Raw genomic sequence first — 12302 nt, 5'->3', positions numbered from 1 at the left:
CATGAAGAAGTTCTGTACGAATTGCGGACAAGAAAATGACCAGGAGAACCAGGTGTGTGTGGAATGTGGCCAGTCGTTCTCAGGCAAACCGCAGGAATCTGCACCAAGCGAAGCCGCTCGGGCACCGAAGCCGAGAAAAGAGAAACAGCCACTTAGCCTGAAGACAAAAATTATCGGAGTGGCCAGTCTCTTGCTTATTGCGTCGCTAATAGGAATTTATTCTTGGGGAACGAATGCAGCCTCTGCGGACACAGCGGTTTCCACGTTTTTTGAGGCCTTGCAAAATGAAGATGCAGAAGCTTTGGCCAAAAAGGCGAGCTTATCCAACGGTGAAGCAATGACGGTGAAACAGGCAGAAGTGTTTATTGCGGAGTATCAAGGCCTCACGCCTGCTCAACTGGATGGGGTGGCGAGTATTGAACAAAACGGCAAAGTGATGGGGATCTTTAACGCTCATCGCGTCATAATCCCCGTGCAGGAGCTGGCGTTTTATTTTCCTCATGAGGGATTGTCATTAAGTTTGAACGGCGATGCGGCAGAAGGAACTCAAGATTCAACCGGTGATTATGTATTCAGCGGCATCACGCCGGGCGCTCACCAAGCAGAATTTGCTTATAAGGGCGAGTTTGTGGAATTTACCCATCCGTTTGACTTGTCCGTTCCTTTGAGCCCAGAATATTCACAGCCGATCGCTATCCGCGAAAACTTACCTGTCAGCTCGGTGATTTTCACATTGAATACATTTCTGGCGGATGCACCGGATGCCCATAAAGTGATGATTGGCGAGCAAGAGATTCCGGTCAATGACACGCAACAAACCGACGAGATCGGACCGCTTCTCCTCGACGGCAGTACCAGTGCATATGCGCAAGTGGATTTCCCGTGGGGCACAGAAACCTCGGAACCGGTGAATATTACGACGAACTACCATTCAATCGATTTCGTGGGGATGGACGAAGAACACCAGCAGGCTTTGACAGACCAGGTGATGGTATTCGCTGAAGAATATGTTGAGGCCTATGCGAAGCGGGACGCTGCTATTTTTACGAGTGTGAGTAGTGAGCAGCTGGAAAGATTTCAACAAGATATCGATTGGATGGATACCATGGGAGATTATTTCATGGGAGCACTCACACAAGTAGGCGTGGATAAAGAGTCTATTGCCATTAAGAGAGATGGCAAGGCGGTCACACTGAATGCCGAATTTTCGATTGATGGCGTTTATTATTACCAGACTGAAAAACCAAGTGCAGAAGAATTTAAAAAGGAAGTGTCTCTGGAGTTTGTCTACGATCAAGCCGAGGAGAAGTGGATGGTTAGCACCTACAATGAAGATGTATGGATGTTAGATGTTGTACCGACCGACACGTTCGAAGGCAGTGGAACTGTGCATCAATCCGATAGTTCTGCAGCGGAAGAAGAAACCGAGAAAGAAGAGGAAAGCAAAGAGGAAGAAACCGAAGAAGCGACAGAAGAGGAAGTAGCTGCGGCTGAGACAGAAGGGGCCGTGACGGAAGAACAATTGGAACAATTCATTGCAGATTTTCGCGCGGCTTACGAAACAGCATTGAATGAAAAAGACTTTTTGCGTATCGATGCTTTCCTCAAAGCCGATAGCATCGCGCGCCAGGAACTGGTCGATTTTATCGCCGACACGGGAAGTGAAGACTACCTATATGAGTTTTTGGTAGACGAAGTAGTCGGCGTGGAAATTCTTGAGGACAAGGCCTTTGTTGAAACCAACGAAGAATTCGATTTCACCAATCATCTGGACGAGGTGACCAATTATAAGCGAAACAAGAAGTACGAGGTTCATGGAGTGGAGAGTGGTGACCTTAAGATCGCGGGTATCGATATTATGGATACTACACGGGAGTGATGGCGGTGGTGTTCGGTGTCCCTGTGCACGGAACGATTCTGACAACAGAGATATTGTAGCGTGTGGATTTGGTGGATTTTTTGGCCGTTTTTGTCCCTGTGCATCACACAATTCAAGTGAAAAAGCCAGCAATCGGTTTAACCGGGTGCTGGTTTTTCGTATTTTGCTCGAAACTCCAGGTAATTCTAATTTTACCTAATTGCGTATATCTCCTTTATCACATATTGTAGAAATATAGACCAACGAAATGAAGGGGTGGAGGATTTGACGATATGCCAAGTGTGCACACAAAGTGAGAGTTATGTTCGGTTCGGAGAGGAATATCTTTGTTTAGACTGTTACAACGAGGTCATGGCGAAACATTTAGGCGTATCAGCGACGAATTATCCAGAAGGCGTGATGATAAAAGACGGTCAAGGAGGAGCGCATCAGTTCCGTTTGCGGAAGCGCCTGGATCCTATAGGCATTATCATGGATGCAGAGGAGGAGCACGATGGCGGCTATCAATTCCGAGAGTACGGAGAGTTACATGAAGATCAAGGGGAATTGCTGTTACGTTTGTTGGACAAAGTGAAAAAAGGTATGTTAGAAGTGTATATCGAAGAAAGTGAGTTTCCAAATGGTCAAAAATATCACTTGTTGCCAAATGACCGTTTCGTAGGGCGAGTGGAGCCAAGTCGAGCAGATCGAGACACTCCCTTGCTTTCGGTGGATGGCAAGTATTATACATGGGAAGAAGTCGGCCAGATATTGATGCATTATGAAGGATTTCAGGTCAAAGTGGAAATGGTGGACATTTCAGAAGAGATTGAATGGAAAAAAGAGCAACGGGAGTAGTTGTGTAGAAGGAAGTCTGCTGAAAAGCAGGCTTTTTTTGATCGGATTTGAAAAGTTGGGGCTTGTCGCAGCGCAGAAAATAAGCTTATTTTTAACCGAAATAAGCGGAGAAATGACAAAATTAAGCGGCAAAATGGTGGATTTGGTGAGTCTTATTGACTTAAGTTGGCTAATGACCATATTCGCTTAAAAAAGGGAAAAATATCTATACAAGTAGACCTAAAAAACTATATAATGAATAAAGTTAGAATAGAGTGACAAATTCATTCCGCTTTAGCGGCCGTAAGAGTTCCAACCTAATGCGCTGGAGCTTGGCGGCTGTGAGAGCCCGCTTGGATCGACGGAGAGTCAGGGGTATTTGGCTGATGGGGTTTATCTAAAACGTGGAAGCAGATGAGATGCCGCGAGTGCGCGGGATGTCGTTGAATCGGATAGCTGTTCTCGACACTGACGATGAAATCGAATATGGGGAGGTGGGCTATGTTCACGCTTAGGGGGATTAAGGCAAAAAGAAACCTCCGGATGTAATGGTCTTGGGAGACAGACATCCGGAGGCACTCAGTTGGAGTGTACCAACTATTAGTTAGTATACTCCTTTTTGATGGAAGAGATAAGCATAAACTCAAAAAAGGGGATACGGAAATGAGAAAGCGAAAGAATTTCAAGTTGGAAATGAATATTGAAAAGGAAATCGGGCAAGATACCGTATTGATTTTGCCGGACTATGATGAACATGGTTGCTTGAATTCAGTGATGTATCATACGGATGGCATGATCAAAATCGCTTCAAAGCCTTTTGACTTAATCGATACGAATTTACGTTTCCGCGGCTCGAGTATGCGTGGTGCGGTGGAAGGATCTGCGGCGATTCTTGGGAAACTCAATAAAAACCCGATCATTTTTGACCGCGATAAAGGAATTATCCTGTTGCCGAGCAAATCGGCTATCTTGGATGGCTGCGTCTGGCTGTCGTTGCAACACATTATGGAATGCATCAGCTTGGACGCGCGTACGACGAAAGTCAATCTGAGTACTGGCAGTTCGATCATCCTCGATGGCAGCAAGAAGTCACTCCAGCGCCGGATGGAAAAAGCATATGAGCTGCAGTTTAAGATGGAAGCGCAAAAGCGTTTTTTCGAAAGCGGACGGGTGATTCCGGAAACGACGTATCATTTAGTGAAACAAGCTGGAGGGATGAATTACGAACATCGGACTTTGGAATAGAGTAGGGAGGGAGAGAGTGGGCATTTGCCTGCTCTTTTTTTGTTGGTGTCCCTGTGCACCACACAATTCGCGTATGGACAAGCTAGTGATAGCGGTATTTCACTCGCTTTACGTCCCTGTGCACGACACAATTCTCCCCGTGCGGTAAACTGGAGAAAACGCACGAGAAAGGAAGTCATACATATGGACAGCATCATCTTTGATTTGGACGGGACATTATGGAATTCGCTCGATGTCGTAGTGAAGGCATGGAACGAGGCGCTAGAGGAAAGCGGCGCAGAGGGGAATTTGACGAAAGAAGATATCCGCGGCGTCATGGGGCTGCAAGCGCATGAAACGAGGGAGAAGCTGTTCCCTCATCTATCGGATGAACAGCACCGCATCTATACCGAGAAGGCCTCGGAGTTGGAAAGTGAGTATATACGCAAACAAGGCGGCCAACTGTACGAAGATTTGGAGCATGTGCTGGAGCGATTATCACAGAAATACACTTTATACATCGTCAGCAATTGCCAGGAAGGCTATATCGAAAGCTTCTATGCGTACCACAAGCTGGATAAGTATTTCCGTGATTTCGAGAACCCGGGGAGAACGGGCTTATCGAAGGGCGAGAATATCCAGTTGGTCATGGAGCGCAACAATGTGGAAAAAGCCGTGTATGTTGGCGATACGGCAGGCGATCAGAAGGCAGCGAAATCGGCTGGGACGCCGTTTGTTTATGCGGCGTATGGATTCGGAGAAGTAGATGAGTATGATTATGTGATTGAGCGCTTCGAAGATTTATTGGAGCTGTTCGATTGAAAAAAGCCGGAAGTCTCGTGTCTCGAGATTTCCGGCTTTTGATCTTCAAGATAACAATTATTTAATTGTTAGTCCTTGAATTTTTTCATAGATTCTAGAACCGAGCTTGCTTTCCAATAGTCCGGCAATAACACCGACCAAAAGTTGAAATTCAGCTCTTTCCGCAATTGACTCAGACGATGTATCACCAATACTGAAGCTGAAAATATTGCTGTTTAATAATAGCAAAAAAATTAATGCGCAGATACCAACATAGGGAAGTCGAATATAAATATCCATATTATCTTTTTCTAAAACACTTAAATCATCTAATTGAAAAGTTGTTTTTCTCGCTCCAAAAGATATCCAAGTCCCTACCATTGCACCTGACCAGACAATAAAATAACCAACTAACGGCGTGATATTAGTAATTGATGTAAGTATGGCATAAACTGCCCAACAAACTACGATGGAAACAATTGCACTCCAACCTAATATTTTCATGTAACGATTTTTAATTCTATGTCCCTCTACTAGCAATATTTCATGTTTCAGTAAATCAATCGAATTTTGTGATAGTTTGGGCTGAGGTGAGACACCTAGAAACCCTACTCTAGCTAATGATAGTAGTTTATTAAAGTATATTCTTTTGGTTTCTTTTTTTGAATGCTTAAGGCTTTTTATGATTGTAGTTGTATACTCAATATCTTTGTATAAAGTCTCCTCTATCAAACTCATTCCTTTTGAACTCATATGGGGGGATATTTCAAAACAAATATCAAATTCTTCGTTTGGATTTTCAGTTATTCGACTAAAAAAATTCTTTTGTGTCCCCATTTTGAAAGGGACGGCCACAAGAAAAGCATGAATCTGAAGATGGTGCTATGCTATCTCCAAGACCGCCTTGTTGATGTTCATTGTCAATCACAAATTTGCCGTTACTTAATTTAACTTCTTTTAATAATGTTTTTACAAGTTCAATTTCATTTACAGTTAATTCATTTTCTCCTCTATTTAATTTGGATAAAAGCTCTTTGGATTTATCCACCTGAATGCCTCCTTAAATTTTTTAGTTGAATCTATTTTACTATTTTTTTGATTTAAAATATATTATTTTTATACATTTTAGATTTTTTTGTTAACTGTAATCAATTGTGCAAATAATATTTACTATAGAAATAGCACTCTCAACAATATCGCTGAATGACCCGTATATAAAAGGCGAGAACATCCCGACGTATGGATTCGGGGAAGTGGATGAGTATGATTATGTGATCAAGCGCTTCGAAGATTTATTGGAGCTGTTCGATTGAAAAAAGCCGGAAGTCTCGTGTCTCGAGATTTCCGGCTTTTAATGCGTTTTATCGTCTTTTAAAACATGGGACAGCTTCCGCATGGCATCTGAAAAAGCGGGAATCACACCGCCTTGCTGTCGAACGTACATACTCAAGCGGTAAGCCGCGTAAACTCCTGCGATATCGATAACGACATCGACGAGCCTCCCGCTCCGTTCAAAGAACAATTGCAGGAACTCGGTGAACAAAGCGAACAAGCTGCACAGGACGATGGCGGCGCGGTGGTCTTTGATGGCTTGGTTCATTACTAGATACAATACGCCAAATGACAGGGCGTGGCCGGTTTTTTGGAACACGTAGAGCCTGCTGTCGAGATGGATGTCGCTTGTGATGAACAGATCGGACAGGTTCGGGAATAGCCGGATGTTGAAGTTGACGTCGTGTGCGAATAGCGCTGTGAAATTGTAATTATTGGTGGCGACGAGGATGCACAGCGCCCACAGGAGGACGGGGATGTATTTGGCTTTCATAATAGGTTCCTCCGCAGTGATGCTAGTTAGTTGGAATGGCTTGTGTCCGGCGTCTGTTGATGGCGCCATATGGGAAGTTGATGGCAATCAAGACGATACCGACGATTGTGGTGACCCACGGGTAAAGCAAAGGATATAGAGGTGATGGATAGTAATAGCCCGGCGGCAAGTAATAATTGATGGGGCCGCTAAAGTCTTCGGTGATCAATTGCGTCTGCAATTTGGATTTGTTTTCGAAGGTGAACAGTTCTTCTGAAACATTTCCGTCTTTAGCGATTTTGATGATCTTGAACTCCCGATCTTCTATGGAAACATAGCCTGGCATGACTTCACCGTCGCTGTGAGCTCTCGTATCGTAACCGTTTTGCAAGATCGTGATGGCAAAGAAATCCTGGTCAGTGAACTTGTCCTCCACGGTCCAGTACGTAATAGCACTGTTATAGCGGTCAAGCCCTTCGACGGCGAGGTCTTCATACTGGAGCAATTGAACCGGATAGTTTTCAAGTGTCTCAACGGTTTCGCCGTTAACGGTGAGGCGGATATCGCTCGGGTGAACGAGATCGTCCCAGCCATCTAAATAGGGCTCGCCTGTTTCGACGTGCGAGGCGCGGATAATGTTCCCGTTGTAATTGGTGTCGTCTGGTGGCCCAGCATAATCGGTCCGGTTGTCGTCGAAGTCTTTGATGTTGTAGCGAATGTTCATTTCCAGCTTATAAGCGATTTCCATCAGCATCGGCGTGATCGAGGGAAGCGATAGCGCGACTAGGAAGATGCCGATGATTAGGCGTTTGTGTTTCTTTTGGGGCATTAGGAAAATCCTTTCATTCGTAAAGTAGGTCTAAGTTGATGAGTTTGCCGATTCTTTGTGAGTGGCCCGCTGCAGCGTGTTGACCAGCCAGCGATACGGAAAGCCAATCAATAGGAATAAGATTCCGATGACGCTCATCAGCCACGGATAGACGAGCGGCACGAGGAAGTTCGGGTAGGAGCTATCGGTATAATAGCCTACAGTTTCGTTATAGTTTGTTGAAATGAACTGGGTTTGCAGCTTGGATTTGTCGCTGTAGCTGAATTGTTCTTTATCGATCGTACCGTCTGGCTGGATCGTGAGGAGCTTATAGCGGAGTTCTTCGCGCGGGAGCTCGCCTTCCATATAGCCGTCGACGATCTGCTTGGTGCGGTAGCCGTTTAACCGGTATGTAATAGCGAAAAACTCGCTATCAGTTGTCTTATCTTCGATGAGCCAATAGCTCAAGAAGTCGCTGTATTGATTGAGACCATCAAATCGGTCGAAATCTTGCTTTTGGAGAACGGGATAATTGCTCAGAACTTCAGCCGCTTCGCCGTTAATGAAAATGGTCAAGTCCGCCGGGTGAACGAGGCGGTCCCAGCCATCGAGGTAAGGCTCTTCGCCAGTCAGCGTATGTTCTGTACGAATCGTATTTCCCCGGGAATAATAATCCGTCGGCGCATCCGTAGCCAATTCGTTGATTTCAGTAATGGCATAAGTGTCCGCCATTTCTTGCTGGTATTTCCGCTCGAGCATCTCGGGTGCTGTGTAGAGCATGGAGAAACCAAGGAGCACCAAGCCGGTAATGAACAAGATCGGTTTTAAGCGTCTCATAGAAAGAATCCTCTCGGGGCGAATAATGAAGCTATGTATAAATGCCTATAACTAATTATAACAGGTTTCTCTGTCTTAGCAGCTGATTAATTGGATAGAAGATGGCTTATCTCTTAATAAGTGGAAGAATAGAAGTGCTGTAGTAACGACTCTAATTGAAAAGGGTAGGAACAAAGATACGAAAAATACAGTATTTCACAGATTTTTATTGTATAATAGTCCTTGCTGATTTTATAACGCTTTTAACGGGGGCATACCCTGTCGAAAGGAAGGACGTGTCAATTTGAAAACGGTCATACGAACGATCATTATTATGCTCGTCGGGCTCGGTATACTCGCAGGAGCGGGATTCTGGGGATACAAGAGCTTGACGTCAACAGACGAACAACAAATCTCTCAAGCGGCAGAAGAAGCGGATGACAAGCTCGAGCAGGGAGAAGATACGGTAGCGCCGACATCTGATGAGGAAGTCGAAACGGTCGGGTTGAGCGAAGGGGAATTTCAAATTAAGCTTCACCAAATGACCCACCAGAAAATCAAGGCAACCGAAAAGCGCGGGGCCATCCAGATGACCGAAGCGCGGATTGAGGAAATGCAAAAGATTCTCTATGCCAATAAAGGCGCATACAAGAACTATGACTTCTACGAACAGAGTCTAGCCGCCTGGAAAGATGGCGATTTCTCCAATGCCGTCAACGTCCACAATACCATCTGGGAATGGCATAACGGCACTGTCGGACGCGCGACCGGATTGTTGTCGGCAGAAGAAGAAGCGGAGTATGTAGAGAGCCAATTTTAATTGAAAAGTTAGTTGATTCAACTGCTAAAGGATGGGTGGCCCATGAGTGAACTTATTAAAACGACGATTCTTTCAGTTGTCTTAATCGGTATGATCGGCGCTGCGGGTTATTATGTGGCGCTGCCCTTGTTCTCAGCAGATGCCCATATTGCGCTGGCTGCTAAAAAGGCGAACGGGCAGAGTCCGGAAGATGGCCAAACGATCGGCATGTCGGAACAGCAATTCCAGTTCCGCTTGCATCAGATGACGCATCAGAAAGTCGTTGCGGACGAAAAGCGTGGAGCGGTGGAAATGACACCGGAGACGATTGAGAACATGCTCGAAGTTGTTACGGCCAATCAAGACGTTTACGACCGTGCCTTTTTCTATGAATTAGAATTGAACGCTTGGCAGAATGGCGACTTCAGCAATGCCGCCGAGTTCCATAATGTTATATGGAAGTTGCAAAATGGTGTAGACGGAGAAGCGACAGGCTTGATGACAGAAGAGCAGGAAGCACGTTTTGTGAAGACGCATTTTCGCTAGTCGAATCGCTCAAAATTTCCTAGCCTGCCTTATGAAAACCCTGGATTCCTTTATGGAGTCTGGGGTTTTTCTGTGTTCGGGAAGGAAAATGGAATTAGGTTAGCTGTTTCGCAATAAGCGTAATTGACGAGTTTTTCTAAATTTGCAAATTAATTTCCTGAAAATTGTTTAAACCTTATGGAGTGAGGGAAATATTTCATATCTTGAAATGTTATAGGGGGAAAACAGTTGGAAGGGTTTATGAAGGGAATTGCTGATTTTTCAGCATGGATATGGGGCATTCCGCTCATTACATTGTTGTTGGTTTCTGGACTTTATATGACGTTTAAATTAGGGTTTTTTCAGTTTCGGTATTTTGGATACATAGTAGGGCAAACGTTCGGCAGCATTTTTAGAAGGCCAAAAGGCGAAGGGACGGTTACCCCGTTCCAGGCATTGACGTCTGCTTTGTCTTCAACAATCGGAGCGGCGAACATCGTCGGGGTTCCGGCGGCGATCATGTTCGGCGGGCCTGGCGCGATTTTTTGGATGTGGGTCATCGCATTGATCGGCATGGCGTTGAAATTCGCGGAAAGCGTACTGGCGGTAGAGTACCGCGAGAAAAACGGCAACGGCGAATTTGTCGGCGGGCCGATGTATTACATGACGAAGGGCTTGAACATGAAATGGCTCGGCGTCTGGTTCTCATTTGCGTTGATGATTGAATTGATTCCAAGCATCATGGTGCAAGGAAATTCGATTGCGAGCACTGTGGAAGCAACATTCAGCATTCCCGCCCTATGGACGGGAATTGCGACCGCTATTCTCGTGTCGATCGTCGTCTTTGGTGGCATCAAGCGCATCGGCAAAGTGACGGAGATTTTCGTGCCATTTATGGCCTTGGTCTATGTCGGCGGGGCTGTCGTTATTTTACTGATGAACGTCCAAGCGGTACCGGAATTCTTCATGTTGATTTTCAGTAACGCCTTTTCACCGGCACCTGTCATGGGCGGATTTGCCGGTGCGGCGATTGTGGAAGTCATCCGTTGGGGCTTTGCCCGCGGGTTGTATTCCAACGAAGCAGGACTCGGGACAGCGCCGATTGCACACGCTGCGGCGACTACCGACCATCCGGTGCGACAAGGCTTCTGGGCCGTTATTGGCGTCGTCGTGGATACTTTGATCGTTTGTACGGCGACGGCATTTGTCATCTTGTCTTCTGGCGTCTGGACAGAAGAAGGCGCCATGGAAAACTCATCGGCTTTGACGAGCTTGGCCTTTGAAGAGTATTTCGGTGACTTCGGCGCCATTCTCGTAACGATCGCTTTGATTTTCTTCGTGCTGTCGACGATTTTGGTTGTGGTATTTTACGGCGCGAAGCAAGCCGAGTTCTTGTTTGGCTTGAAAGCCGCGCACGGCATGCAAGTGGTTTACATACTCGCTGTCATCTTAGGCGCTGTCGGTGCAGCAGAAGTGATTTGGGGCTTCCTCGATATCATGCTTGCGGCGATTCTTATCCCGAACATCATCGCGATTTTGCTGCTGAGCAACAAAGTAAAAGAGTTGAAAAACGAGTTCTTTTCTTCGGATGAGTACTATCATAAGGATCGGAAAGTGAAGAAACGGGCGAAACGCCAGAAAGCGATTCGGGAAGAATAGGGTTTGTCCCTGTGCACCACACAATTCGGAAAGAAAGATAGCTGGCATGGAGGGATTTCGATGCTTCGCTGTCCCTGTGCGCCACACAATTCAATCGTCAAAAACCCCTTGAACTCAAATGAGTTCAAGGGGTTTTTATGCATTCTGATTTTTCGGATCTGTGGTTTGATGTCCCTGTGCATGACACAATTCTCAGTGCGAGATTTACGTCAGTTCAGGGGTCTGGTGATTGTGTGTCCCTGTGCGTCACACAATTTGAGAGATAGCTGTTCTGAATATTTATAAAATTGATTGAATAGCTATAAGCGTGAAAATCCTGTGTAAAAGAGCAGAAGGGAAGAAAAAAGTTTCAAAAAAACATTATAGCGATTTCCCTTTTCCTGTAAACCGGGCAGGGTATGTACCGAAGAATATCTGAAAAGAAGGGGAAAGGAAACCTTGAAAACAGTGGAGTCCCCGCAATCTTGTTTGTTTCTCGTTCAATTCGCAGGCTGGAAATTTTCCATTAAAAGTATACAAGAAAAACAAAATAAAATCTGAATTATGAGAATTTTCATGGCTTACTTTACATATTTTGGCGCTTAATGTAGTCTTATTGTAGTGTTAAAGATTATACGAAATTGCCTTAAAGATAATTAACTGATATTTAAGTATTAATTGATGATATCTAAAGCAGTTTTAAGATTTTAGGCTCATGGGATGATTGGAAAAAGCCAGTACTGGCGATTGATCAAATCGAGCGGGGGTATGGTTGGCATGATGAACATGCAACAGGTGATTTCACCAAGCGACAAGATAAAAAAGAAGACAGATGCAGCAGCGACAGCGTCCTTGCAAATTGGAGAGAGTGGCATTCCTGAAACGGGAGAGTACAAAGCTCCTCAATTGTATATTGGCTTGCCGATGGAACGGGGTGTTTCCGTTCAATTACATCGGGATGAGCCAAAGGGTGTGAACGAGGCAGAGATCTTGATCCCGCTTGAGCAAGTGGCCCGTTTGACACAAGCCCTTATTGAACATCCGCTCTTGTTGCCAACGAGTTATGCGCAAAGCTCTCAAGTAAATGACGGGCAGCACATACTGCGGATTGCTTCGAAGGAAGCTTTGGCAGATTTTGTAGAACGGCTGACGGATGCGCTTGACGTGTTAGCGCGAACAACGTGATTATGGC

15 protein-coding genes are annotated in these 12302 nt (G+C 45.3%); 10 read left to right on the top strand and 5 right to left on the bottom strand.

Features of this window, described 5'->3' with window-relative positions:
• Position 1: 1 nt before the first annotated feature.
• From BBI11_RS12115 to BBI11_RS12100, 5 genes are all read left to right on the top strand, one after another.
• Complete coding sequence (locus BBI11_RS12115; protein ID WP_156889068.1) at positions 2-1879, top strand: TcaA NTF2-like domain-containing protein; 1878 nt, start codon at positions 2-4, stop codon at positions 1877-1879.
• Positions 1880-2134: 255 nt separating this feature from the next.
• Complete coding sequence (locus BBI11_RS12110) at positions 2135-2716, top strand: DUF7686 domain-containing protein (protein WP_418312504.1); 582 nt, start codon at positions 2135-2137, stop codon at positions 2714-2716.
• A gap of 37 nt (positions 2717-2753) precedes the next feature.
• Positions 2754-2906, top strand: coding sequence for a hypothetical protein (locus BBI11_RS16505; RefSeq protein WP_167358165.1), 153 nt, complete (start codon positions 2754-2756; stop codon positions 2904-2906).
• Between the two features lie 482 nt (positions 2907-3388).
• Positions 3389-3940 carry a competence protein ComK gene (locus BBI11_RS12105; RefSeq protein ID WP_208597146.1) on the top strand — a complete coding sequence of 184 codons (552 nt, stop codon included), beginning with the start codon at positions 3389-3391 and terminating at the stop codon, positions 3938-3940.
• Positions 3941-4123: 183 nt separating this feature from the next.
• Entirely contained in the window at positions 4124-4741 is a 618-nt protein-coding gene (locus BBI11_RS12100; RefSeq protein WP_068463690.1) for an HAD family hydrolase, read from the top strand.
• Positions 4742-4798: 57 nt separating this feature from the next.
• On the opposite strand, the gene BBI11_RS12095 is transcribed toward BBI11_RS12100, so the two are convergent.
• Both BBI11_RS12095 and BBI11_RS12090 read right to left on the bottom strand, forming a co-directional pair.
• A complete protein-coding gene (locus tag BBI11_RS12095) occupies positions 4799-5473 on the bottom strand; it encodes a hypothetical protein (protein WP_208597144.1) in 675 nt (224 codons plus the stop codon).
• Between the two features lie 58 nt (positions 5474-5531).
• Positions 5532-5768 (bottom strand): hypothetical protein, encoded by a 237-nt coding sequence (locus tag BBI11_RS12090; protein ID WP_068463682.1) that lies wholly within the window; start codon positions 5766-5768, stop codon positions 5532-5534.
• Between the two features lie 106 nt (positions 5769-5874).
• Between BBI11_RS12090 and BBI11_RS16500 the strand changes: the two genes are divergently transcribed.
• Complete coding sequence (locus tag BBI11_RS16500) at positions 5875-6033, top strand: hypothetical protein (protein WP_167358163.1); 159 nt, start codon at positions 5875-5877, stop codon at positions 6031-6033.
• A gap of 38 nt (positions 6034-6071) precedes the next feature.
• Here the strand turns inward: BBI11_RS16500 and BBI11_RS12085 are convergent, their stop codons facing one another.
• The 3 genes from BBI11_RS12085 to BBI11_RS12075 are packed head-to-tail and all read right to left on the bottom strand — an operon-like array spanning position 6072 to position 8169.
• The gene (locus BBI11_RS12085; RefSeq protein WP_068463680.1) at positions 6072-6545 is read right to left on the bottom strand and encodes a VanZ family protein; all 474 of its coding nucleotides are present in this window, start codon (positions 6543-6545) and stop codon (positions 6072-6074) included.
• A 22-nt stretch (positions 6546-6567) separates the two neighbouring features.
• Positions 6568-7353, bottom strand: coding sequence for a hypothetical protein (locus tag BBI11_RS12080; protein WP_068463677.1), 786 nt, complete (start codon positions 7351-7353; stop codon positions 6568-6570).
• A gap of 30 nt (positions 7354-7383) precedes the next feature.
• The gene (locus tag BBI11_RS12075) at positions 7384-8169 is read right to left on the bottom strand and encodes a hypothetical protein (protein ID WP_068463674.1); all 786 of its coding nucleotides are present in this window, start codon (positions 8167-8169) and stop codon (positions 7384-7386) included.
• A gap of 283 nt (positions 8170-8452) precedes the next feature.
• Between BBI11_RS12075 and BBI11_RS12070 the strand changes: the two genes are divergently transcribed.
• The 4 genes from BBI11_RS12070 (at position 8453) to BBI11_RS12055 (ending at position 12295) form a co-directional block, all read left to right on the top strand.
• Positions 8453-8968 (top strand): DUF6241 domain-containing protein, encoded by a 516-nt coding sequence (locus BBI11_RS12070; RefSeq protein ID WP_068463671.1) that lies wholly within the window; start codon positions 8453-8455, stop codon positions 8966-8968.
• Between the two features lie 42 nt (positions 8969-9010).
• Positions 9011-9493 (top strand): DUF6241 domain-containing protein, encoded by a 483-nt coding sequence (locus BBI11_RS12065; RefSeq protein ID WP_068463666.1) that lies wholly within the window; start codon positions 9011-9013, stop codon positions 9491-9493.
• Between the two features lie 228 nt (positions 9494-9721).
• Entirely contained in the window at positions 9722-11131 is a 1410-nt protein-coding gene (locus tag BBI11_RS12060) for an alanine/glycine:cation symporter family protein (protein WP_068463664.1), read from the top strand.
• Between the two features lie 756 nt (positions 11132-11887).
• Entirely contained in the window at positions 11888-12295 is a 408-nt protein-coding gene (locus BBI11_RS12055) for a hypothetical protein (protein ID WP_068463662.1), read from the top strand.
• Positions 12296-12302 lie beyond the last annotated feature (7 nt).

This window comes from Planococcus maritimus (assembly GCF_001687625.2).
Classification (GTDB): domain Bacteria; phylum Bacillota; class Bacilli; order Bacillales_A; family Planococcaceae; genus Planococcus; species Planococcus maritimus.
Note: the sequence above shows the minus strand (reverse complement) of the source record. Positions and strands in the feature narration are given on the sequence as shown.

Bases quoted from the DNA above. Each gene is read 5' to 3' on its own strand.
- BBI11_RS12100 (WP_068463690.1), top strand. From the start codon at position 4,124: ATGGACAGCATCATCTTTGATTTGGACGGGACATTATGGAATTCGCTC.
- BBI11_RS12115 (WP_156889068.1), top strand. From the start codon at position 2: ATGAAGAAGTTCTGTACGAATTGCGGACAAGAAAATGACCAGGAGAAC.
- BBI11_RS12075 (WP_068463674.1), bottom strand. From the start codon at position 8,169: ATGAGACGCTTAAAACCGATCTTGTTCATTACCGGCTTGGTGCTCCTT.
- BBI11_RS12080 (WP_068463677.1), bottom strand. From the start codon at position 7,353: ATGCCCCAAAAGAAACACAAACGCCTAATCATCGGCATCTTCCTAGTC.
- BBI11_RS12095 (WP_208597144.1), bottom strand. From the start codon at position 5,473: ATGAGTTCAAAAGGAATGAGTTTGATAGAGGAGACTTTATACAAAGAT.
- BBI11_RS12105 (WP_208597146.1), top strand. From the start codon at position 3,389: ATGAATATTGAAAAGGAAATCGGGCAAGATACCGTATTGATTTTGCCG.
- BBI11_RS12085 (WP_068463680.1), bottom strand. From the start codon at position 6,545: ATGAAAGCCAAATACATCCCCGTCCTCCTGTGGGCGCTGTGCATCCTC.
- BBI11_RS12065 (WP_068463666.1), top strand. From the start codon at position 9,011: ATGAGTGAACTTATTAAAACGACGATTCTTTCAGTTGTCTTAATCGGT.
- BBI11_RS12055 (WP_068463662.1), top strand. From the start codon at position 11,888: ATGATGAACATGCAACAGGTGATTTCACCAAGCGACAAGATAAAAAAG.